Below are 22,325 nucleotides of genomic sequence, written 5' to 3' on the forward strand. Positions count from 1 at the left end.
GACAGCGCCGCCCCCAGAATTCCGGGCCACACACCCCGCGCAGCCGGCGAACTGCAGGACGACATGCCGCTCGTCAGTCCGTCACCGTCACGTCGACGTGCGCGAAGCCGCCCGCCAGCTCGCGCAGCCGGTCTGCGTCGAGTCGACCACCGGGCGGGAGCACGAAGGCCACGGTCGTCCCCGGGCGCTGACGGTCCTCGACCTCCCGCAGGTCCGAGTCCGGCACGCCGTGGCGGTAGGCCTGGGTCCACGCCCCCTCCGACCGGCGGTTGGTGTGCCGCAGGAGGGGCGAGCTGGCGGAGACGATGCTCATCCCCCGTCGCGGCAGCCCGTCCGGCAGGCGCGGAGCGTCCGGGGCGTCGAAGAACCGGACATCGCGGGTCGCCATGACCGGCTTGCGCACGACCTGCCCCGTCTCGTCACGCCGGGTGTCGGTGCCCCGACCGTCGTCGTCGACCTCGACCAGGTCGCCCTGCACGACGACCCTCACCACACCTCTGCGACGCATGGCCTGCCCCTCGTCGTCGGCATAGGCGATGACCTCGAGCGCGAGGTGCAGGGCGAGCGCGTCACCAAGGGACGCCGCCACCCGCCGCGCCTCGACCAGGTGCTCGGCGTCCACCTCGCGCGACCAGTCGTGCGTCGTCACGCGCCAGGTGTCACGCGACATCAGCCCTGGGCCATCCCGGCGGGCATGAGCACGGCGACGACCTTCCCCTTCGCCACGAGGGTCTCCCCGGCGCGCACGGTCTCGGCGACGACGACCTTGCGCTCGGTGACCTCCTCGATGACACCCCGCAGCTCGAGCTCGACGCCCATCGGCGTCGGCGCGAGGTAGTCGACGTGCAGCGAGGCGGTGACGTAGCGCAGCGCCGGCTCGGTGCCCATCTCGCGACCCTGCGCGCGGTGCCCTGCGGCGGCGGCGCTGCCCGTGCCGTGGCAGTCGACGAGCGAGGCGATGAGCCCGCCGTAGACGTAGCCGGGCATCGCCGTGTGCTCGGGCCGCGGGGTGAAGCGCGCGACGGTCTCCTCGCCGTCCCAGTGCGACTTCAGCTGGTGGCCGGCGGGGTTCTGCGTGCCGCACCCGTAGCAGTGCGCGACGTCGTCGGGGTAGGTGTCCTGGAAGGCGGTGCTCATGTCCGCACGCTAGCCCCACCCCTGCGCGCCGGTCAGCCGACGGCCATCCGCTCCCGCTGGGGCTCGACGACCGGCTCGCGCCGCACGGCGAAGGACAGCACGGAGGCGATGACGCAGAGCATCGCCCCGCCCCACCACGCCCACGTGTAGGCGCCGAAGGTGTCGCGGATGACCCCGGCCCCGAAGGCCGCGAGCGCCGCCCCGATCTGGTGCGCGGCGAAGACCCAGCCGAAGACGATCGTCCCCTGCTCGCCGAAGATCTCCCGGCACAGCGCGGCGGTCGGCGGCACGGTCGCCACCCAGTCCAGGCCGTAGACGATGATGAAGAGCAGCATGCTCGGGTGCACGGCGTCCGACAGGAGCAGCGGCAGCACGAGCAGCCCCACCCCGCGGAAGAAGTAGTAGGCGACGAGCAGCCAGCGTGGGTCGAAGACGTCGGTGAGCCACCCCGAGGCGATGGTCCCGACGATGTCGAAGATGCCGACGAGCGCCAGCAGTCCGGCAGCTGTCGTCTGCGACATGCCGTGGTCGTGCGCCGACGGGATGAAGTGGATGCCGATGAGTCCGTTGGTCGTCGCGCCGCAGATCGCGAAGGCGAGCGCGAGCGCCCAGAAGGCCTTGTGCCGCACCGCGAAGCGCAGCCCGTCGATCGCCCGCCCCATCGCGCCGCCGGTCACCTCTTCCGGCGGGACCCAGGTCTGCGGATCAGCGCCGAAGGGGAGGACGCCCCGGTCGTGCGGGTGGTCCCGCATGACGAGCCAGGCGATGGGCGCGACGGCGAGTGCTGCGACCGCGATGACGAGCGAGGCGGGTCGCCAACCGACGTCCTCCGCCAGGGCCGCGACCGGCGGCAGGAAGATCAGCTGCCCCGTGGCGGAGCCGGCGGTGAGGACGCCCATGACCAACCCCCTTCGCGCCACGAACCACCGGTTGGCGACGGTCGCGGCGAGCACGAGGGCCATCGAGCCGGTACCGGTCCCGATGAGCACGCCCCAGAAGATGTGCAGCTGCCACGACGCCGTCATGAGCGTGCTGCCGCCGGCGCCGAGCGCGACGAGGGTGAGCGCGCCGGCGATGACCTGCCGCATGCCGAAGCGGTCCATCAGGGCCGCGGCGAAGGGGGCGACGAGACCGTAGAGCAGGAGGTTGATCCCGACCGAGAGCGACATCGTGCTCATCGACCAGCCGAACTCCTCGTGGAGCGGCACCATGAGCGCGCCCGGGGCCGCACGGAAGCCGGCCGCGCCGAGCAGCGCGAGGAAGGCGACGGCCGCGACCCACCACGCGGGGTGGATGCGGTGAGGCGTCGAGGTGGCCGGCTCGGTCATCGGGTCTCACTTCGCTCAAGAAAGTTTGCTCGAGCAGCCTAGCCCACGCCACCGACTCCTGAGGAGCCCTGCTCAGGTCCCGGTCTGCCGCCCGGCCACGCGTCGGGCCTCCTCCTCGCGTGCGGTCCGGGTCACGAAGCTCTCCCGCCGGGTGAGGACGGACACGGTCGCGACCGCCAGCAGGGCGAGGCCGACGAGCGAAGGGAGGGTCAGCGCGACGCCCTCGACCCGACCCGCGTCGGTCGCCTCTTCCGCGCCGGCGGTGCGCGGCGGCAGCACCCCCGCCGGGTCGGTGAGGACGGTCGCCCGAGTGCCGGGCGCGGGCACGATGTAGCTGGAGTGGGGCCTCGAGCTCATCGCCGTGCTGTAGCCACGCTCCCGACTGCCGTCCTCGAGCTCGAAGAGCACCGACGGTGGCTGACTCCCCCGACTGCGCGCCTCGACGACCGTCGCCTCGCTCCGCTGCATCGCGAACTGGCCGTACCCCGACAGGACCCCCATCGTGACGAACCCGGGCAGGAGGACGAGGGCCATGAAGATGATGCCGATGACGAAGGGCCGCCAGCGGTGGCTCACCTGGATGAGCAGGGCGACGAGCAGCACGAGCCACACGCCCCCGAGCACGACGGCGAGCGGGTTGACGTCAAGGACCCCCACGTCGAGCCCGGGGAAGACCAGGGCCGCGCTCGCGCCGAGCAGCACCGCCCAGGTCAGCACGACGAGGAGCACCCGGCTGCGCAGGCGCATGCCCGAGATGTAGGGCAGGTCGTCCCCCGAGGTGTCCACCATGCCGATGATCATCCCCCGCCCGGCCCGTCGAGGCTCCTCGAGGTCAGGACGACGGTGCTCGTCGCACGCGCCCGGTCGCCGGGTCGCGCTCGGTGAGGCAGTAGACGTGCCCGTCGGGTGCGCGCAGGACGGTCCACCACGGGAAGACCCCCTCGACGTCGGCGCCGAGCGCGACGTGCCGTCGGGTCTCGGCCTCGCGGTCCGCGACGGCGAAGTCCGGGTGGGCCCGGACCTCACCGGACTCGTCGTCGAGCCGCTGGAGGAGGACGCGCAGGGCGGCCCCGCCGTCGAGGAAGGCGAACTCGGGCTCCCTCCCCTTCGTCAGCGGCCGCTGCAGCAGCTCGGCCCAGAAGGCGGTCTCGGACTCCCAGAGCCGGGCGGGGATGTCGATGCACACCTGGTCGAGGACGCGAAGGGGGTCACCCCGGTCGATCCGCCCCGGCGCCTCGACGGTGTGGCAGAAGAACAGCCCACCCGGCGAGCGCATCACCGGCACGCCCTCGTACTCCCACTGGGGACTCGCCCCAAGGCAGACCGAGCGCCGCGTCGCGCCGGCGCGGTCCGGGTCGTCGAGGTCGAGATGCAGCCGTGGCGGACCGTCGACCGCCTGGAGCTTGACCCACCCCGGGCCGTCGGCCGGCACGAGCGTGACGAACTGCCCGCGCTCGCCTCGAGGCTCGCTCGCCGCCCACCCGGTCGCGGCCGTCCAGAAGTCCACCGACCTCTCCCACGTCTCGCGCGGGACATCGATGAAGAGCTGGATCCAAGGACCGTCGGAGACCATGGACCCAGCGTGCCGCAAGATGGTCCCGTGCCTCTCGTCATCCGCCCCCGCACCGACGCCGACCTGCCTGCGCTGGGTCGCGCCCTCGTCGAGCAGCAGGCCGCGTCCGGCTACCCGCACCGCGAGCCCCTGCCGATGGCGCCGGAGGACTTCGTGGCCCGGTCCGGCGCACTGGCGACGTGGACCGCCCTCCTCTTCGACGAACCCGTCGGCCACGTCGCGGTGCTGCCGGTCCGCGACCCCGAGGTGAGCCTGGAGCCGGCGCTGTCCCGCCTGTGGATGGCCGGCCACGGCCTGCCGGCCGACCGGCTCGCCGAGATCGGCGTGTACTTCACCGCGACCCACGTGCGCGGCCGGGGCGTCGGCGCCGCCCTCATGCGCACCGCCCTCGACCACCTCGCCGCGCACGAACTGGCCCCGTGCCTCGACGTCATCCCCACCGGCTCGGCCGTCGACCTCTACCGCCGCACCGGCTGGCGAGAGGTCGGCCGCACCCGCCCCGCGTGGCTCGACGCCGACGCCCCCGACGTCGTCGCGATGGTCCTGCCGACGGGCTCCTGAACGGGGGCAGACCCCCCTTCGTCCCGGCCGGTGCCTGCATGGCCCCGACGAGTCCGCCTCGCAAGGCTGGAGCCATGACACAGGGATGGCAGAGACGGGAACCGCAGGCATGGGCACGAGCAGCGGCATGGGGGGTGCTCGCGTGCGCCGTCCCGTCCGCGGTGTGGCGCCTGATGATGATGGCCGGGTGGCTCCCCGGCACCGAGCAGTTGCAGGCCCTCCACGAGGGCGAAGGGGGCTACGTCCTCGGTCTGTCGATCGCCCAGGTCCTCGCGGCCGTCCTCGTCGTGGGCCTCGTGCGCCCGTGGGGTGAGCGCTTCGTCGGCGTCGACATCAACCGCTGGCTGCCGGTCGTGCTCGGCACGGTCGGCGGGGCCGTCATGACCTGGCTCTTCACGATCTCGCTGTGGGCCGGTGTGCTGGCCGGCCAACGCCCCGACCAGAGCACCCTCGAAGGTGTCCCCCTGGCGATCATGGTCTGGGCCTACGCGCCGATGATGCTCTTCGGCCCGCTGACGCTCGTCGCCGTCGCGGGGTACGCGCGACGACGGTCGGGGTCGGGTGGGCCCGGTCTCGAGGCTCGGCCGCGGGCGGCCTCGCACCTCATCGACCACCGGGGGTGAGCCCTCGACCACCGGGGGTGAGCCCTCGACCAACGGGGGTGAGCGGTCAGCCGACCTTTTCCCAACCTCGCTTCTGCGGCCGGGTCCCGGGCGAGGCACCCGGACGGTCGTCACGACTGCGGTAGACGATGTACGGCCGGACGAAGTAGCCGAGCGGCGCCGAGAAGACGTGCACCAGTCGGGTGAAGGGCCACATCGCGAAGAGCACGAAGGCGAGCACGGCGTGCAGCTGGAAGCCCAGGGGTGCGCCGGCCATGAGCTGCGGGTCGGGCTGGAACCAGAAGATCGAGCGGAACCACGGTGAGACGCCCTCGCGGTAGTTGTAGTGGTCACCGGCGATGCCGAGGTTGAGCATCGACCCGGCGATGGTGTTCCAGATGCCGAGCACGATGACGGCGGCGAGCACGAGGTACATCACCTTGTCGTTGACCGTCGTCGCGGAGAAGACCGGGCCGACGGTGCGCCGCCGGTAGACGAGGATCGCCAGCCCGACGAGTGCGGCCACACCCGCGGGGATGCCGCCGGCGAGCGCGACGAAGTGGTAGAGCTCCTGGCTGACACCCAGGCGCTCGGTGAGACTCATCGGGACCACGAGCCCGAGGAAGTGCCCGACGACGACGCCGAGGATGCCGAAGTGGAAGAGCGGGCTGCCGATCCGCAGCAGCTTCGACTCGTAGAGCTGGCTGCTGCGGGTGGTCCAGCCGAACTTGTCGTAGCGGTACCGCCACACGTGCCCGACGACGAAGATCGCCAGGCAGATGTACGGGAAGATCACCCAGAGAAAGGTGCTCATCGCGGGGCTCCTACAGGGATCGTGTGGCCAAGGGACTGGGGTGGCGGCGGTTCGTGGATCGCCTGCAGTGCCGGGTCGAGGGCGAAGGGGGCATTGACTGAATCGTCGTCAAGACCGACCGTCTCCTTGGGTGGTCCCTGCGTGATGAGCTTGGCCAGGGCGATCTCGTCGTCACCATCGAGGGCGGGCAGGGTCGCTCGCAGGGCGTCGACGACGTCGGACCACGGCGAGTCGCGTCGCTCGAGGGCCCGGCGCAGCAGCTCGATGCCGACCCGGTGGTCGTTGAGCAGCTTCCACGCGGCGTCCGGGTCGACGGTGGCGCCGAACTCGAGGACCACCGGCAGGTAGTCCGGCAGTTCCCCACCGGCGTCCCCGTCCTCGGACAGCTCCACCCCGTGCGACCGGTAGAGCTGCTTGAAGCGCACGAGCGCGACGCCCCGGTTGCGGGTGTCGCCGTGCAGGAAGTACGTGAGGTGCAGCGCGCACTTGCGGGTCACGTCAAAAGTGTCGACGTAGTCCGTCTGCAGTGCGCGAAGGGAGGTCCCCGCCACGTGGTCGAGGAAGCGCCGCAGCGGGTCACCGACCCCTGCCGGTAGCGCCGCACTGACCTCGCGCAGCATCGGCAGCCGATCGGGCAGGTCGGCGCGCGGGTAGTCGAGCAGCACCGAGCACAGCTGCCAGGCGTCGGCCTGTGCGCCGGCGTCGAGGCGCTGCCCCGAGCGACGGTGACGCTTCCACAGGAGCATCAGCGCCCCCCTTCGGCGTCCTGGTCGGAGCGCTCGGGGAACATCCCCGGGGGCATGCCGTGGCCGTCCCAGTTGAGCAGGTTGACCCGCCCCTTTGTGGCGCTGTCGCCGGTCAGGGACTCCTGGGTCTGGCGCTGCTGGAGCATCTTGAAGTTCTCCACCGCCACCGGGGTGAGGTTGCCTCGGCCAGAGCCCTCGCCGAAGGGACCGGAGGTCTCGAGCAGCTCGTCGTCGTAGCCGCTCACCGCGCAGTCGGTCGCGAGCTCCTCCAGGGCGTGGGCGTCCTCACCGTGTGCGGTGGGGATGACATAGCGGTCGGCGTACTTGGCGATCGCGAGGAGGCGGAACATCTCGTAGAGGTCCTCCTCCGACATGCCCACGGACTCGGCGATCGACGCCTGCGGGTCGCGGCCGAGGTTGATGTCGCGCATGTACGAGCGCATCGCGGCGAGCTTGCGCAGCACGTCGTCGACCGGTCCGGGGTCGCCGGCGGTGAAGAGGTTGGCTAGGTACTCGACGGGGATGCGCAGGGTGTCGATCGCGGCGAAGAGGTTGTCCTTGTCCTCCGCGTCGTGGCCGGTCTCCTGGATGACGTCGACGACCGGCGACAGCGGCGGGATATACCAGACCATCGGCATGGTGCGGTACTCCGGGTGCAGGGGCAGCGCCACCTTGTAGTCCTGGATCAGGCGCAGGACGGGGGACCGCTTGGCCGCGTCGATCCAGTCCCCCGGGATGCCCGCCTGCTCGGCGGCGTGCGCGACCGCCGGGTCGCGCGGGTCGAGGAAGACGTCACGCTGGGCCTCGTAGAGGTCGCGGTCGTCCTCGACCGATGCCGCCTCGAGCACCTTGTCGGCGTCGTAGAGCATGAGGCCGATGTAGCGCAGCCGGCCGACGCAGGTCTCGGCGCAGACGGTCGGGATGCCGACCTCGATGCGCGGGTAGCAGAAGGTGCACTTCTCGGCCTTGCCGGTCTTGTGGTTGAAGTAGACCTTCTTGTACGGGCAGCCCGTGACGCACATGCGCCAACCACGGCACTGGTCCTGGTCGACGAGGACGATCCCGTCCTCTTCGCGCTTGTAGATCGCGCCGGACGGACAGGAGGCGGCGCAGCTGGGGTTGAGGCAGTGCTCGCAGATCCGCGGCAGGTAGAACATGAAGGTCTGCTCGAACTCGAACTTCACCTTGTCCTCGATGCCCTTGAGCATCGGGTCCTTGATCGCGTGCTCCTGGGAGCCACCGAGGTCGTCGTCCCAGTTGGCCGACCACTCGACGTTGATCTGCTTGCCCGTGATGAGCGAGTGCGGCCGGGCGACGGGGAAGGTCGCCTGGGCCGGCGCCTTGAGCAGCGTCTCGTAGTCGTAGGTCCACGGCTCGTAGTAGTCGCTCAGGCTCGGCATGATCGGGTTGGAGAAGATGTTGAGCAGCTTCTTCAACCGCCCACCCGCGCGCAGCTTGAGTCGGCCGTTGGCGCCGACCTCCCAGCCGCCCTGCCACTTCTCCTGGTCCTCGTAGCCGCGTGGGTAGCCCAGACCGGGCCGGGTCTCGACATTGTTGAACCAGACGTACTCGGTGCCCTGCCGGTTGGTCCACGCCTGCTTGCACGTGACCGAGCAGGTGTGACACCCGATGCACTTGTCGAGGTTCATGACCATCGCCATCTGTGCCATGACGCGCATGTCAGAACTCCACCTTCGCCGTCCGCTTGCGGATCATCGTGACTTCGTCCCGGTTGTTGCCCGTCGGTCCGATGTAGTTGAAGAAGTAGGACAGCTGCGCGTAGCCACCGATGATGTGACTCGGCTTGACGAGGATCCGCGTCAGGCTGTTGTGGATCCCGCCGCGCTTCTTGTCCGTCTCCGTCAGGGGCACATCGATCAGGCGGTCCTGCGCGTGGTGCATGTAGACCGTGCCCTCCGGCATGCGGTGGCTGACGATCGCGCGACAGGCGACGACACCGTTGCGGTTGACCGCCTCGATCCAGTCGTTGTCCTTGACCCCGATCTTTTCGGCGTCCCGGTCCGACATCCAGATCGCCTGACCGCCTCGCGACAGCGAGAGCATGAAGAGGTTGTCCTGGTACTCGGAGTGGATCGACCACTTGTTGTGAGGGGTCAAATATCGAACCGAGACACCCAGCTCGGTCTGCTCCCCGATCGGGCGCTCACCGAAGAGCGTCGCCATGTTGAGCGGTGGTCGATAGGTCGGCAGCCCCTCCCCCATCCCGAGCATCCAGTCGTGATCGACGTAGAACTGCTGTCGCCCGGTGAGCGTGTGGAAGGGCTTGGACCGCTCGATGTTGATCGTGAAGGGGGCGTAGCGCCTGCCCCCGGACTCGCTGCCCGACCACTCGGGCGAGGTGATGACCGGGACCGGCGCCACCTGCGTGTCAGCGAACGTGATGTGCTTGCCCTCGTGCTCCGACGCGAGGTCGTGCAGCTGCGTGCCGGTGCGCTTCTCGAGGAACTTGAAGCCCTCGGTCGCCAGATGCCCGTTCGTCGTGCCCGAGAAGCGCAGGATGCCCTCGGCGACGTGGACGTCGGTCTCCAGCTTGGGCTGGCCGTTAGCCACCCCGCCGTGGACGGTGCCGTTGAGGTGGCGCAACTCGTCGACCTCCCGGGAGGGGTCGTACTTCACGCCCTTCGTCAGCATCCCGACCTTCTCGAGAAGGGGGCCGACGGCGGTCATCTTGTCGTAGATCGCCGTGTAGTCCCGCTCGACCTCGACAATGACCGGCAGGGTCTTGCCGGGCACCGGCTCGCACTCACCGTGCTTCCAGTCCAGGACCCGCCCGTGGACCGTCGCCATCGCCTCGGGGGTGTCGTGCCACAGCGGCTTGGTCACGACGTCCTTGCGGGTGCCGAGATGGTCGACCGCCAGCTCGGAGAACCGCTTGGCGATCGCCTTCCACGCCTCCCAGTCGGTCTTGGACTGCCACGGTGGGGAGATCGCGGGGTTGAAGCTGTGCACGAAGGGGTGCATGTCGGTCGTGTTGATGTCGTGCTTCTCGTACCAGGTCGCGGCCGGCAGCACGACATCGGACAGGAGCGTGGAGCTCGTCATCCGGAAGTCGAGCGTGAGGACCAGATCGAGCTTGCCCTCCGGTGCCTTGTCGGCCCACCGCACGTCCTGGGGGCGCACTCCCTCGGCGGCCTCCGTCGCCTTGACGGCGTTGTCGGTCCCCAGCAGGTGCCGGAGGAAGTACTCGTTGCCCTTGGCGGACGAGCCGAAGAGATTGGCCCGCCACAGCGAGAGGATCCGGGGGAAGTTCTCCGGGTTCTCCGGGTCCTCGATGGCGAACTGCATCGAGCCCGCCTTGAGCTGGGCGGCCACGTAGTCACCGGCGGCCATCCCGGCCTCGGCCGCCTCGTCGGCCACCTGGAGCGACGAGCGGTCGAACTGGGGGTAGGAGGGCGCCCAGCCGAGTCGCGCCGACTGCGCGAGCAGGTCCATCGTCGTGCGCCCGGCGAAGGCCCCGGTCGCGCCGTTGATGCCATCGGCGTCGAAGGTGTCGTAGCGGTACTGGGAGGTGTTGACGTACCAGTACGCGGTCTGGTTCATGTGCCGCGGCGGTCGCACCCAGTCGAGCGCGAAGGCGAGGTGCTGGAAGCCCATGATCGGGCGGACCTTTTCCTGCCCGACGTAGTGCGCCCAGCCGCCACCGTTGCGGCCTTGGCACCCGGTGATCGTCGTGAGCACGAGCATCGCCCGGTAGATCTGGTCGGAGTGGTACCAGTGGTTGGTGCCCGCCCCCATGAGGATCATGCCGCGGCCGTCGGTGTCGATGGCATTTTGCGCCCACTCGCGGGCGATCCTGATGATCTGTTCGGCCGGAGCCCCGCAGATCTCCGCCGCCCAGGCCGGGGTGGCGGGCACGGACGGGTCCTCGTAGCCGGTGGGCCACTGACCGGGGAGCCCGTCCCGGGCCACCCCGTAGTGCGCGAGCATGAGGTCGAGGACCGTCGTCACGAGGCGTCCGCCGACCCGACGGACCGGGACGCCGCGCCGCTCCGTGCGCTGGTGGCCCTCGACATTGTCGAACCGCGGGAGCTCGACCTCGACGGCCTCGCCCGAGTCGCCGTGGAGCGTCAGGACCGGGTCGATGTCACCGAGGTCGAGGTTCCAGCGGCCGACTCCCTCGTCACCGAAGCGGTGTCCGATCGACCCGTTGGGGATCGCGACGGCATCGGTGACGCGGTCCAGGACCGCTGGCTTCCACACGGCGTTTTCGCTCGTGCTCTCGGGGTGTCCCTCGATGTCGCCGGCGGTGAGGAACTTGCCCGTTCGGTATGCACCAGCGGCGCCCTCGCCCCCTTCGACCGGATCGAGGGTGACGAGGTAGGGCAGGTCGGTGAAGCGCTTGTTGTACTCGGCGAAGAAGGGGACCTCCTGGTCGACGAAGTACTCCTTGAGCAGGACGTGGCCCATGCCCATGGCCAGCGCACCGTCGGTGCCGGGGTCAGCGGCGACCCACTCGTCGGCGAACTTCACGTTCTCGGCGTAGTCGGGAGCCACCGCGATGACCTTCTGCCCCCGATAGCGCGCCTCGGTCATCCAGTGCGCGTCAGGGGTCCGCGTCAGCGGGACATTGGAGCCCCACATGATGAGGTAACCGGCGTCCCACCAGTCACCCGACTCGGGCACATCGGTCTGGTCTCCGAACATCTGGGGCGAGGCATTGGGCAGGTCGGCGTACCAGTCGTAGAAGGAGAGCATCGGGGCGCCGATGAGCTCGTGGAAGCGAGAACCGGAGCTGTAGGAGACAGGCGACATCGCCGGGATCGGGGAGAAGCCGGCGATGCGGTCCGGTCCGTAGCGCTTGACGGTGTAGACGTGCGCCGCCGAGATGAGGTCGACGGCCTCTTCCCACGAGGCGCGCACGAGGCCACCCTTGCCGCGGGCCGACATGTATGTCCTGCGCTTGTCCTCGTCCTGGACGATCGAGGCCCAGGCCACCACCGAGTCGCCGTACTGCGCCTTGGCCTCGCGGAACATCTCGAGCAGAACCCCGCGCACGTAGGGGTAGCGGACCCGCGTGGGGCTGTAGGTGTACCAGGAGAAGGCCGCGCCACGCGGGCACCCCCGGGGCTCGTACTCCGGCTTGTCGGCGCCGGTCGAGGGGTAGTCGGTCTGCTGCGCCTCCCAGGTGATGATCCCGTCCTTGACGTAGACCTTCCAGCTGCACGAGCCGGTGCAGTTGACCCCATGGGTCGAGCGGACGACCTTGTCGTGGCTCCACCGGTCGCGGTAGAAGGCATCGCCCGCGCGGCCACCTTCGACGTGCACCGACCGCTTGTCGTCGGAGACCTCCCCCCGGGTGAAGAAGCGACTGGTCCCCACCAGCGCCTCGCTGAGCCTCCCGTCGAGTCCCGGACGGTGGTCGGTGCGCTCACTCATGGTGTGCTCTCCTGTTCTGCGGCGTCGGGGGTCGGGTGGTCAGTGGTGGTCGGCGAGCTCTGTGCGAAATCCGACGACGGTGTAGAGGCCGCCGGCCACGGCGACGACGGCCAGGGCCAGCAGTCCGGCGGTGTAGCTGCCGTAGGCGTCGTAGATCACGCCCATGAGCAGCGGCGGGACGAAGCCGCCGAGGCCACCTGCCGCACCGACCACGCCGGTGACCGAGCCGACCCGGGACGGCTCGACGAGGGCGGCGACGAGGGCGAAGACGGCTCCCGCAGCTGCGCCCAGCCCCGCGGCCATGCCCAGGAAGGCGATCGTGCCGACCGGCTCGAGGCCGAGGTCGACGTTGCCACCGCCGACGAGCGCGGCCAGGCCGGCGAGGAGACCGGTCGCGACGAGCAGGCCGGACAGGACCGTGGTCTTGGGCAGGCGGTCGCACAACCAGCCGCCGACGGGCCGGGCGAGCACGGACACGACGACGAAGCCGGCGGTCCGCAACGAGGCCGCCCCGGTCGCCATGCCGAAGTTGTTGACGAGGTAGGTCGGCAGGTAGACGCTGAAGGCGACGAAGCCACCGAAGGAGATGGCGTACAGCAGGGCGAGCTTGATCGCCACCGGCTGGGCGAGGGTGCGCACGGCCGCGCCGAGCCAGTTGCCGCCGCCGGCGTGGCCCCCGGGCCCCGGCGGGGGCCGCAGGAGGGACCACGCGGCGACGGCGTACAGGGCGAGCAGGACGGCGACGAGGACGAAGGGGGCCGGCCGCCCGAAGGCGTCGGACAGCTGCAGCGTCGTGAAGGCCGCGATCGCCGTGCCCCCGGTCCCCATGCCGAAGATGCCGAGCGCGGCGCCCCGCTGGGCCGGCGGGTGCCAGGTGTTGACGAAGGGGACCCCGACGGCGAAGGCCGTGCCGCCGATGCCGAGGAAGAAGCCGCCGACGAGCAGGGCGGTCAGGGAGTCGCCGAAGAAGGCGAGGAAGAGCACCGGGAGGATCGTCAGCGCGGAGACCGCGGGGAACATCAGCCGGGCGCCGAGCTTGTCGGTCAGCGCGCCCACGGGGATGCGACCGAGCGAGCCGACGATGACCGGTGTCGCGACGACGAGCGACTGCTCGAACGAGGACAGCCCGAGCTCCTCGCGCAAGGTGACCGCCAGCGGGGACAGCAGCGCCCAGGCCCAGAAGCAGAGGGCGAACCCGATCGTCGCCAGGAGGAGCATGCGCCGGGCCGTGCTCGGGTCCGGCCCCTGCTCCGCGACGGGGTGGGGAGTGACTCGTGGCTCGTGCATGGTGCCCTCACCTGACCAGTAGTGCTCCGATGGACTGCGTCAACGACAGACTGTCGTAGTTTGTCCGCCTTGTGAACTCCCGGGGGTCACCGCTTCGACCCGAGGTCGGGCAGACTGACCGCATGAGCGATCCGCGCGCCGTCCTCGTCACCGGCGCCGCCCGCGGGATCGGCCGGGCCGTCGCCACCGCCTTCGCCGAGCAGGGCGAGCGCGTCGCGGTCCACGTGCACACCGCCGTGGACGAAGGCGGTGTCCTGAGGCGCGACGAAGGAGCCTCGAAGGGGGAGGCGACCCTCGCCTCCCTCCCCGGCGACGGACACGCCCTCGTCGTCGCCGACCTCGGCGACGCGGAGCAGGCAGCGGGCCTGCCGGCGGCCGCCGAGGAAGCCCTCGGCGCGCCGGTCACGGTGCTCGTCAACAACGCGGGCATCGCGACCACCCCCGCGCTCGCCCACCCGCCCGCGACGACGGATCCCCTTGCGTGGCAACGCAGCTGGGAGGACTACCTGCGGATCAACACGATCGGCACGGCGATGGTCACGCACGCGATGACCCGGCGGCTCGTCGAGCTCGGGCTGCCGGGGCGGGTCATCACCATCGGCACGCGCGGAGTCCACCGCGGCGAGCCGGAGTACCCGGCCTACGCCGCATCCAAAGCGGCGCTGCACTCGATGGACGCCTCGCTCGCGGTCGCGCTCGCCCCGCACGGCATCGCGGTCGCGACCGTGGCACCGGGCTTCATCGACACCGAGCGGGTGGCCGACCGGCTCGACTCCCCTGCGGGAGAAGCGATCCGGGCGGACTCCCCCTTCGGCCGCGTGGGGCGACCGGAGGAGGTGGCCTCGGCCGTGGTCTGGCTCGCCTCGCCCGACGCGCAGTGGGCGTCCGGGGCGACGCTCGACCTCAACGGCGCCTCGCACCTGCGGCCATGACCCGCTACGTCGCCCTGCTGCGCGGGATCGCGCCGGCGCTGCCCCACAACTCCAACGCAGAGCTGCGGGCGGTCCACGAAGGGTTGGGGCTGCGGCGCGTCGGGTCGGTGCTCGCGAGCGGCAACATCGTCTTCGAGACCGACGAGACCGATGTGCCCCAGCTCGAGCGGCGAATCCAGGCCGCACTCGTCGACCAGCTCGGCATCGGCGGCGGCACGATCATCCGCTCCCTGGAGGAGCTGCGGGCGCTGCTCGAGCGCGACCCCTTCGACGGACTGACGCACGGGCGCGGGACCTATCTCGTGACGACCTTCCTCAAGGACGGCGAGCTGGCACCCACCGAGATCCCCGACGACCCGGACCCGAAGGTGCGCGTCGTCGGATTCGACGCGCCGGCTCGAGCCTTCCTCGCCGTCATCGACAACAGCGTTCCGGGCAAGACGCCGGACTTCATGACCTGGCTCGACCGGACCTACGGCAAGAGCATCACCACCCGGACCTGGCTCACCGTGCAGCGGATCGTGCGCAAGCTCGAGTCGCTCTGAGCGCAGGGGCGGGCGCGTGGCGCCGCGCGGTGCGAGGATCGACGACGTGCCCGAGACGCTGACGACCGACCGGCTGACCCTGCGGACCTTCCGCGACGACGACGCCGACGCGCTCTTCGACCTGCACTCGCGACCCGAGGTGCAGCGCTGGATCGGCGACGGGCAGCCGATGACCGACGTCGCCGAGGCACGCGCCTCGATCCCGCGTCGCCGCGACGTGCCCTACCCGCCGCCGCAGGGCATCTGGGCGATCGACCTCGAGGAGCGCTTCGTCGGGACGCTGCTGCTCAAGCCGATCCCCATCACCGGCTCGCCCCTCGCGGCGGACCCGCGCGACCCCGACCTCGCGCTCGACAGCCCCGAGGTCGAGATCGGCTGGCACCTGCACCCCGACGTGTGGGGTCGCGGCATCGCGACCGAGGCCGCTACACGCGTACTCGAGCACGCCACCGCGCTCCCTCGCGTCGTCGCCGTCACCCACCCGGACAACGCGCCCTCGCAGCGGGTCGCCCGGCGCCTCGGCATGCGTGACGGGGGTCTGACGGACCGCTACTACGAGACGACGACGCGGCTCTTCGTCCTCGAGCGCTGACCCCGGTCCTGCTCGTGCGAGGCTCGACGCCATGACCGACCTCGACCTGCGCGCGATCGGCGAGGGACTCCCCTTCGCCGAGGCGCTCGACGCGCTGCGCAGGGCGGTGACCACCCGTGGGGTCGCGGTCGTCCAGGCCCCGCCCGGGTCTGGCAAGACGACGCTCGCTCCCCCGCTCGTCGCCGACTGCGTCGAGGGTCGGGTCGTCGTCACCGGGCCGCGACGGGTCACCGTGCGTGCTGCGGCGCGGCGCCTCGCGCACCTCACCGGGACCGAGCTCGGCGACCTCGTCGGCCACACGGTGCGCGGCGAGCGACGGGTCGGGCCGCGCACGCGGCTGGAGTTCGTGACGCCGGGGGTGCTCGTGCGCCGCCTCCTCGCCGACCCCGAGCTGACCGGCACCGCGGCCGTCGTCCTCGACGAGGTCCACGAGCGCGCCCTCGACACCGACCTGCTGCTCGGCATGCTCGCCGAGGTCCGTCAGCTGCGCGAGCTGCCCGTCGTCGCGATGTCGGCCACCCTCGACGCGCCGGGCATCGCCACGCTGCTGGGCGACGACGACGATCCGGCTCCGCTCGTCGACAGCGAGGGCGCGCCGCACCCGCTCGAGGTGCTCTGGGAGCCGGCGCCCGGCCCGCGGACCGATGCTCGGGGCGTCACCCGGGACTTCCTCGAGCACGTCGCGCGGGTGACCGCACAGGAGCACGACCTCGACCACCACACCCTCGTCTTCGTCCCGGGAGCCCGCGAGGTCGACCGCGTCGTCGAGCTGCTCGCCCGTCTCGTCCCCGGCGCCGAGGTCCTCCCGCTCCACGGTCGCCTCTCCCCGCGCGAGCAGGACCTCGCGATCGGCGGCAGCCCCTCCCCAACCGGTGGCCGCATCGTCGTCTCCACCGATCTCGCCGAGTCCTCGCTGACCGTCCCCGGCGTGCGCCTGGTCGTCGACGCGGCCCTCTCCCGCGAACCCCGCCGCGACGCCGCCCGCGACATGTCCGGCCTCGTCACGGTGCAGGCCTCCCGGGCCTCGATGACCCAGCGCGCCGGCCGGGCCGCGCGCCTGGGCCCCGGCCGCGCCGTGCGACTCGTCGAGGAGTCGGCGTGGTCGCGCGCACCCGAGCACGTGACCCCGCAGATCACGACGGCCGACCTCACCGAGACGGCCCTGACCCTCGCGGCCTGGGGCTCGCCCCGCGGCGAGGGCATGGCGCTGCTGTCACCACCCCCGGCGGCCGGCATCGCCGCGGCCGAGACCGCCCTGCGCGGGCTCGGCCTCGTCGACGACGACGGACGGATCACCGACGACGGGCTCGCCGCGACGCGCATCCCCGCCGACCCACGGCTCGCCCGCGCCCTGCTCGACGGCGCCGACCTCGTCGGCGCCACCGCGGCGGCCGAAGTCGTCGCGACCCTCGCCGACGACCTGCGCAGCGACGACGGCGACCTCGACCGGCTGCTCGCCGACCTGCGCTCCGGGCGCTCCCGCGACGCCAGCCGCTGGCGCCGCGAGGCCGACCGTCTCGCGCGGCTGGTCCCCACCGACGGGGACGAACGCCCCGGCAGCGGTGCCCGTGCCGGCGACCGGCACGTCTCCGGCGCCGGACTGGTCACCGCCCTCGCCCACCCCGGCCGGATCGCGCGCCGCGTCGGCGACGGCCCCACCTATCTCCTCGCCTCGGGCACTCGAGCGGCCCTGCCCTCCGGCAGCCCGATGCGCCACCACGAGTGGCTCGTCGTCGCCGACGTCGCCCGTGCCGACGGGCGCGTCGCGGCCGGCACCGGCGCCGTGATCCGGCTCGCCGCGGCCCTGACCCGGGACGAGGCGGAGACCGCGGGCTCCGGGCTGCGGGTCCGCGAGGTCCGCGCCGACCTGGGCGCAGGCGAGGCAGGCGCCGCGAAGGGGAGGGTGACGGCCCGCGAGGTCGACGCCCTCGGCGCCATCGAGCTCTCCTCCACGCCGGTCCGGCCGGACCCCGAGACCGGGGCCGACGCCGTGCGTCGCGCCCTCGCCACCCGCGGCCTCGATCTGCTCACCTGGTCGCCCACCGCAGTCACCCTCCGTCGACGCCTCGCCGCGCTCCACCACCACCTCGGCGACCCGTGGCCCGACGTGTCCGACGAGGCACTGGCCGCGCGGCTCGACGAGTGGCTCGGACCCGAACTGCAGCGCGTGGCGACGGGCACTCCCTTCGCCCGCCTCGACCTGACCGACCCGCTGCGTCGCCTGCTCCCGTGGCCCGAGGCGACCCGGCTCGACGAGCTCGCCCCCGAGCGCCTGCCCGTCCCCAGCGGGTCGACGGCAGCCATCACCTGGCCGCCGCACGACGAGCCCTCTGCCGCACCGGTGCTCGCGGTCAAGCTGCAGGAGTGCTTCGGCCTCGCCGAGACGCCTCGACTCGTCGACGGGAGGGTGCCGGTGCTCTTCCACCTGCTCTCCCCCGCCCGTCGCCCGCTCGCCGTGACCGACGACCTCGCGTCCTTCTGGTCCGGGCCCTACGCCCAGGTGCGCGCCGAGATGCGCGGCCGCTACCCCAAGCACCCGTGGCCGGAGGACCCGTGGACCGCCCCGGCGACGGCCCGCACGAAGCGCCGGACCTGAGCTTCGGCGTCAGCGACGGTCGGTGATCCAGGTAGTACCCGTCGGGCTCGTGCACCCGGACGTCGGTCAGCCCCCACGGACGATCCGTGAGGTCCTCGGCGAGATCGATGCCCGCGGCCACGAGCCGGTCACGCTCGGCCTGCACGTCGTCGACGACGAGCACGATCTCGGTCCCGCTCGGCACGTGCAGGTGCTCCGCCGGGCGGGCCGGCGACTCGACCATCCCGATCCGCACCTCGTCCCGCCCGACCGAGGCATAGGGCGGGTCGTCCTTGCGGCCGAGCACCTCGAAGCCCAACTATTCGTAGAAGCCCACGGCACGTCGATGTCCGCAGGGAAGATCTCGATCCTCAGCGTCGCTCCCATGCCGCCATCGTCACCGGCCCGGCGGGCTCACGCCAGCAACGTCCCGCTCGCCTGCGGCCAGGCCGTGCACAACCGGTAGCGGAATGGGCCCATATCCCTTGGCGAACGGCGCGACATGCACCAGGACGACCTCTTGTGCTCGCCACCGGCCGGTCGGCTCACGCCAGCAAGGTCCGGATCGCCCGCCGATAACCGGGCGCCATGACCCGGGCAGCGAGCGCTTCGATCCACCGCAGCGGTCGCGGCAGCCAGGGCAGACGCACCGTCTGGCGCCAGGTGACGCGCGAGCCGTGACGAAGGGAGGCGACCGTCACCTCGATCCGGCCGCCGACGACCCGGCCGACCTTGTCGACGACCGCACGGCCGCTAGCTGCGTCGGACGGGGGCGACCACTCGACGACCCGCATGACGTCGTCGAAGCCGAGCGACCCCAGCGCGGTCCTGCCGGTGAAGCCGACGCCCGCCCCCAGCCGGGTCGCCGGCGGGTGGGGCGTCACCGTCGTCAGCGGGATGACGGCCGTGTGCCGATCGAGGTCCCACAGCCGTCGCCACGTCTCCTCGGGAGACGTCTCGGTCTCGACCCTGGTGCAGAACTCGCTCACGCGACCACAGTACGCAGCACCTCCGGCGCCCGACGCACGATCACGCGCTGCCCCCAGCCGAGGGTGAGGCGGTCCTCCTCCATCCCGTCGCCGAAGACAACGAGCCCCTCGGACTCGACGCCGAGCTCGAGGGCCGCGTCCGGCGCGAGTGCACCGGCGACGAGTTCGGCGCCGGTGCTCGGCGAGGGCCACGGCTCACGGACGAACCAGGTCAGCCGCGGCGACGTCGCCTCCGGCAGGTCCATCCCCGGCGCCTGGATCCGCTGCAGCGAGGCGCACCAACCCGTCGAGCCGGTCCCGGTGCCCACGATGACGCCCGAGGACGACTGCCGCTCGCGCCGGCCACCGACCGTGAGGGTGTAGCGCGCCGACTGGTGACCGGCCTGCCCGACGAAGATCTCGTTGAGCGCCAGCAGCCGCTGGCCGTCGTCGGCCACGGCCTCGACCATCGTCCGGTCGAGGGTACGGGCCGCGCCCCGTGCCACGGCGGTCAGCAGGCCGGCCACGTCGGACGCCCGGTGCGTCACGAGGACGCCGGCGTTGACACCGACCCGCGGGTCGACGCCGATGACCGGCTGTCCGTCGAGGTACTTCGCGAGGTTGGCGACGAGGCCGTCGGGCCCGACGGCGACGACGATGTCGCCCGGCTCCATGACGAAGCGGGCCAGGTCGGCCCGCTCCACCCGGGCCCGCCGCCAGTCGGCCGGGATCGCCGCGGCGACGGTGGCCAGGGCGGCGTGCAGCGCCTCGTGGCCTGCGTCGACCTCGGCGAGGTCGCGCCCACGGGTGCCGAGGACGAAGCCGACCTGACCGCGCGTGCCGTGCCGGGCGATGAGCTCCTCGTACTCGCTCGCCCGGTGGGCGACGACGACCCGGGGCGTGGCCACCGCTCAGCCCTCCCCGGTCTGACCGGCGAGGCGGGCGAGCACGCTGCTCACGACATCGGGCGTCAGGACCAGCTGGTCGATCTGCGGCAGGTTGCGCGCGAGCTCCGCCATCGCCATGGCCATGAGGACCTCGGGCGCCACGCCCGCGTGGGCTGCCAGGCGGGCCCGCTCGGCCTCTGCGTCGGCCGCGCCCATCGCCTGCCGGGCCTCGGCCTCGGCGACGCCCATGGCCTGCGTGGCCTCGGCGCTCGCCCGGGCCAGGGCCGTCGTCCGCTCCCCCTCCGCGGCGACCGCGACCCGGTCGGCATCCGCCGTGTCCCGGGCCTCGCGCACCGCGTTGGCACCGCGCTGGGCGATGAGCTCCTCCTGCCGCCGGGCGAGCTCGATCTGGTTGGTCAGCTCGTTGTCCCCGATCGCCGCCTCCCGCTCGACGGCGACCGCCCGCCGCTCGAAGGTCGCCTTGTCGGCCTCCTGCTGGATCTGCTCGCGCGAGGGCAGCTGGAGGGCACGCTCGACGTCCGGGTCGGCGCGCAGCACGTCGAAGCGAATACCCACGACAGCGATGCCGACGTCGGCCAGCCTGGGGTCGGCGACGAGGCGCTCCCTGACCTGCGCCGCGAGCTGCGCCGGGTCGCTCATGAGGATCTGGGCCAGCGGGCGCCCGGTGAGCGCGGCCGTCACCGCGTCGGCGGCCGCTCCGTGGACGGTCGCGCCGACGACCTCGAGGGGACGGGCGAGCCAGATGCCGCTGCGGACGTCGATGCCGAAGTCCACGCGCTCGGCGGCGGTCGCGGGCTGGGCGATCCGGTAGGTGACGACGCCGGGCACGTTGACCTCCTGCAGGTCGCTCGCGCGCACCTTGACGAGCACGGGCTGCTCCCGGTCGTCGACGGGCACCTCGCTGAGCACGGCGGGCAGCCGGCGGAACCAGAAGGAGGCCCCGACCCCCTCGTGCTTGAGGTCGCCGTGGGCGAGGTGCTGGACGTAGGTCGTCGCGGGGGTCCGCAGGTGGGTGATGAAGGGGTAGCCGGTGATGGTGGCCATGACGCGCCTCCTCGGGTTGTTTGCGTCAGTTTGACGATATTGGCCCATCCGGCAATGTGTCAAATTGACGATAAAGACGCTAGGCTGGCGCCATGCACCCCTCCCCGATGGCCGTCACCGTGGACCTGGCGATCCTCACCGTCCGGTCGGCGCAGCTGCAGGTCCTGCTCGTGCGAAGGGGGGAACCCGCCGCTGGCGACGACGGCGCCGCCCCCGAGGGGACGGCCTTCGCCGGCGACTGGGCGCTGCCCGGGGGCTACGTGCGGCTCGAGGAGGACCTCCTCGCCGCCGCCGAGCGCGAGCTCGCCGAAGAGACCGGGTTGGCCGGGGTCCACCTGGAGCAGCTGGCGACCTACGGAGCCCCTGACCGCGACCCGCGGGGCCGCACCGTGACCGTCGCGCACCTCGCGCTGACCCCCGACGCGGGCACCCCCGAGGCGGGGACCGATGCGGCCGAGGCCCGGTGGTGGCCGGTCGCCGAGGCCCTGTCGCAGGCCCTGGCCTTCGACCATGAGGTGATCCTGCGCGACGCCGTCGAGCGGGCCCGCGCCAAGCTCGAGTACAGCTCGCTGGGGGCGGCCTTCTGCCCTCCGGAGTTCACGGTGAGCCAGCTCCGCGAGGTCTACGAGGCCGTGTGGGGAGAGCGGCTCGACCCGCGCAACTTCCACCGCAAGGTGACCAAGACGCCCGGCTTCCTCGAGGAGACCGGACGCACGTCGAGCGCCGAGCCCGGGCGCCCCGCGCGGCTCTACCGCCGGGGTCCGGTGGAGCAGCTCAACCCACCGATCACGCGGTGAGCAGGCCCCTGAGGTAGGCCGCCTGCCCGACGTGCTGGGTGTCGTCGTCGACGACGCTCACGAGCCGCACCCCGAGCGTGACCGGCGGATCCCACGAGGTGTCGACGACGCGGTCGAGGTCGGCCTCGTGCAGCCCGGCAACCCACGTCACCGTCTGGTCGTGCACGGCCTCGACGTAGCGGGCGAGCAGCTCGGCGCTGGCGACGACCTTGCCCACCTGCGCACTCGTGTGCCCGTAGCCGGTGTCGTCCTCGTCGAGGTCGAGGTCGAAGAACTCGATGAAACCCCGTGCGGCCCAGACCTGCTGGAGACCGGCGACGTCGGACACATGGTCGTCCTGAACCCGGTAGGCGTGCCAGACCAGCCACGCGATCGAGTTGGCATCGGGCGTGACGCGGTGCGTCAGCTCCTCCTCGGTCAGACCGTCGATGGCGGCCAGCGCGCTCTCGCGCACCCGGCCGAAGCAGTCGATGAGCAACTGTGCAGGAGTCATGCCCCCGACGCTACGCCCGGGTCGCG

At 72.0% G+C, this 22,325-nt stretch carries 21 protein-coding genes and 1 pseudogene; 7 read left to right on the plus strand and 15 right to left on the minus strand.

Annotated features, from left to right (window positions below):
- Nucleotides 1-73: 73 nt before the first annotated feature.
- The 5 genes from NMQ01_RS14365 to NMQ01_RS14385 all read right to left on the minus strand — a co-directional run bounded on the left by NMQ01_RS14365 (nucleotide 74) and on the right by NMQ01_RS14385 (nucleotide 4,038).
- Complete coding sequence (locus NMQ01_RS14365; protein ID WP_255184583.1) at nucleotides 74-670, minus strand: ATP-binding protein; 597 nt, start codon at nucleotides 668-670, stop codon at nucleotides 74-76.
- Nucleotides 670-1,137: a PaaI family thioesterase gene (locus tag NMQ01_RS14370; protein WP_255184584.1), complete on the minus strand. Its 468-nt coding sequence runs from the start codon at nucleotides 1,135-1,137 to the stop codon at nucleotides 670-672. Before NMQ01_RS14370 ends, NMQ01_RS14365 begins: the two co-directional genes overlap by 1 nt.
- Before the next feature lie 32 nt (nucleotides 1,138-1,169).
- Nucleotides 1,170-2,465, minus strand: a complete 1,296-nt coding sequence (locus NMQ01_RS14375) for an MFS transporter (RefSeq protein WP_255184585.1) — start codon at nucleotides 2,463-2,465, stop codon at nucleotides 1,170-1,172.
- A 72-nt stretch (nucleotides 2,466-2,537) separates the two neighbouring features.
- On the minus strand, nucleotides 2,538-3,254 hold the full coding sequence (locus NMQ01_RS14380) for a hypothetical protein (protein ID WP_255184586.1): 717 nt from the start codon (nucleotides 3,252-3,254) through the stop codon (nucleotides 2,538-2,540).
- 43 nt (nucleotides 3,255-3,297) lie between these two features.
- Nucleotides 3,298-4,038, minus strand: coding sequence for a VOC family protein (locus NMQ01_RS14385; RefSeq protein WP_255184587.1), 741 nt, complete (start codon nucleotides 4,036-4,038; stop codon nucleotides 3,298-3,300).
- A gap of 27 nt (nucleotides 4,039-4,065) precedes the next feature.
- Here NMQ01_RS14385 and NMQ01_RS14390 point away from each other — a divergent pair, with 27 nt between their 5' ends.
- Together NMQ01_RS14390 and NMQ01_RS14395 are read left to right on the plus strand one after the other, a co-directional pair.
- On the plus strand, nucleotides 4,066-4,599 hold the full coding sequence (locus tag NMQ01_RS14390) for a GNAT family N-acetyltransferase (RefSeq protein WP_255184588.1): 534 nt from the start codon (nucleotides 4,066-4,068) through the stop codon (nucleotides 4,597-4,599).
- Between the two features lie 134 nt (nucleotides 4,600-4,733).
- On the plus strand, nucleotides 4,734-5,222 hold the full coding sequence (locus NMQ01_RS14395) for a hypothetical protein (protein ID WP_255184589.1): 489 nt from the start codon (nucleotides 4,734-4,736) through the stop codon (nucleotides 5,220-5,222).
- A gap of 46 nt (nucleotides 5,223-5,268) precedes the next feature.
- On the opposite strand, the gene narI is transcribed toward NMQ01_RS14395, so the two are convergent.
- Genes narI through NMQ01_RS14420 form a run of 5 tightly spaced genes read right to left on the minus strand, consistent with a single transcriptional unit; the run spans nucleotide 5,269 to nucleotide 13,445 of the window.
- A complete protein-coding gene (narI, locus tag NMQ01_RS14400; RefSeq protein ID WP_255184590.1) occupies nucleotides 5,269-6,015 on the minus strand; it encodes a respiratory nitrate reductase subunit gamma in 747 nt (248 codons plus the stop codon).
- Nucleotides 6,012-6,761: a nitrate reductase molybdenum cofactor assembly chaperone gene (gene narJ / locus NMQ01_RS14405; protein WP_255184591.1), complete on the minus strand. Its 750-nt coding sequence runs from the start codon at nucleotides 6,759-6,761 to the stop codon at nucleotides 6,012-6,014. The genes narI and narJ overlap by 4 nt, the downstream gene beginning before the upstream one ends.
- On the minus strand, nucleotides 6,761-8,440 hold the full coding sequence (gene narH / locus NMQ01_RS14410; protein WP_255184592.1) for a nitrate reductase subunit beta: 1,680 nt from the start codon (nucleotides 8,438-8,440) through the stop codon (nucleotides 6,761-6,763). The genes narJ and narH overlap by 1 nt, the downstream gene beginning before the upstream one ends.
- Nucleotide 8,441: 1 nt before the next feature.
- Nucleotides 8,442-12,158 (minus strand): nitrate reductase subunit alpha, encoded by a 3,717-nt coding sequence (locus NMQ01_RS14415; protein WP_255184593.1) that lies wholly within the window; start codon nucleotides 12,156-12,158, stop codon nucleotides 8,442-8,444.
- 39 nt (nucleotides 12,159-12,197) lie between these two features.
- Nucleotides 12,198-13,445, minus strand: coding sequence for an MFS transporter (locus NMQ01_RS14420; protein WP_255184594.1), 1,248 nt, complete (start codon nucleotides 13,443-13,445; stop codon nucleotides 12,198-12,200).
- Between the two features lie 122 nt (nucleotides 13,446-13,567).
- On the opposite strand from NMQ01_RS14420, the gene NMQ01_RS14425 reads away from it, so the two are divergent.
- From NMQ01_RS14425 to hrpB, 4 genes are read left to right on the plus strand one after another with little or no spacing between them, the layout of a single operon-like run.
- Nucleotides 13,568-14,377, plus strand: coding sequence for an SDR family NAD(P)-dependent oxidoreductase (locus NMQ01_RS14425; protein WP_255184595.1), 810 nt, complete (start codon nucleotides 13,568-13,570; stop codon nucleotides 14,375-14,377).
- Nucleotides 14,374-14,922 carry a DUF1697 domain-containing protein gene (locus NMQ01_RS14430; protein WP_255184596.1) on the plus strand — a complete coding sequence of 183 codons (549 nt, stop codon included), beginning with the start codon at nucleotides 14,374-14,376 and terminating at the stop codon, nucleotides 14,920-14,922. The genes NMQ01_RS14425 and NMQ01_RS14430 overlap by 4 nt, the downstream gene beginning before the upstream one ends.
- Nucleotides 14,923-14,968: 46 nt before the next feature.
- Complete coding sequence (locus NMQ01_RS14435; RefSeq protein WP_255184597.1) at nucleotides 14,969-15,514, plus strand: GNAT family N-acetyltransferase; 546 nt, start codon at nucleotides 14,969-14,971, stop codon at nucleotides 15,512-15,514.
- A gap of 31 nt (nucleotides 15,515-15,545) precedes the next feature.
- Nucleotides 15,546-18,110: an ATP-dependent helicase HrpB gene (gene hrpB / locus NMQ01_RS14440; protein WP_255184598.1), complete on the plus strand. Its 2,565-nt coding sequence runs from the start codon at nucleotides 15,546-15,548 to the stop codon at nucleotides 18,108-18,110.
- A 91-nt stretch (nucleotides 18,111-18,201) separates the two neighbouring features.
- Here hrpB and NMQ01_RS16000 read toward each other — a convergent pair.
- The 4 genes and pseudogenes from NMQ01_RS16000 to NMQ01_RS14460 all read right to left on the minus strand — a co-directional run.
- Nucleotides 18,202-18,396: pseudogene (locus NMQ01_RS16000) on the minus strand (hypothetical protein); the annotation flags it as partial.
- Nucleotides 18,397-18,634: 238 nt separating this feature from the next.
- Nucleotides 18,635-19,078, minus strand: coding sequence for a hypothetical protein (locus NMQ01_RS14450; RefSeq protein WP_255184600.1), 444 nt, complete (start codon nucleotides 19,076-19,078; stop codon nucleotides 18,635-18,637).
- On the minus strand, nucleotides 19,075-19,965 hold the full coding sequence (locus NMQ01_RS14455) for a hypothetical protein (RefSeq protein ID WP_255184601.1): 891 nt from the start codon (nucleotides 19,963-19,965) through the stop codon (nucleotides 19,075-19,077). Before NMQ01_RS14455 ends, NMQ01_RS14450 begins: the two co-directional genes overlap by 4 nt.
- Nucleotides 19,966-19,968: 3 nt before the next feature.
- The gene (locus NMQ01_RS14460) at nucleotides 19,969-21,009 is read right to left on the minus strand and encodes an SPFH domain-containing protein (RefSeq protein ID WP_255184602.1); all 1,041 of its coding nucleotides are present in this window, start codon (nucleotides 21,007-21,009) and stop codon (nucleotides 19,969-19,971) included.
- 92 nt (nucleotides 21,010-21,101) lie between these two features.
- Between NMQ01_RS14460 and NMQ01_RS14465 the strand changes: the two genes are divergently transcribed.
- A complete protein-coding gene (locus NMQ01_RS14465; protein WP_255184603.1) occupies nucleotides 21,102-21,806 on the plus strand; it encodes an NUDIX domain-containing protein in 705 nt (234 codons plus the stop codon).
- On the opposite strand, the gene NMQ01_RS14470 is transcribed toward NMQ01_RS14465, so the two are convergent.
- Nucleotides 21,796-22,299 (minus strand): DUF664 domain-containing protein, encoded by a 504-nt coding sequence (locus NMQ01_RS14470; protein WP_255184604.1) that lies wholly within the window; start codon nucleotides 22,297-22,299, stop codon nucleotides 21,796-21,798. The two genes, NMQ01_RS14465 and NMQ01_RS14470, sit on opposite strands and share 11 nt — an antisense overlap.
- Nucleotides 22,300-22,325: the final 26 nt, after the last annotated feature.

The sequence above is a fragment of the Janibacter sp. CX7 genome (genome assembly GCF_024362365.1).
GTDB lineage: Bacteria > Actinomycetota > Actinomycetes > Actinomycetales > Dermatophilaceae > Janibacter.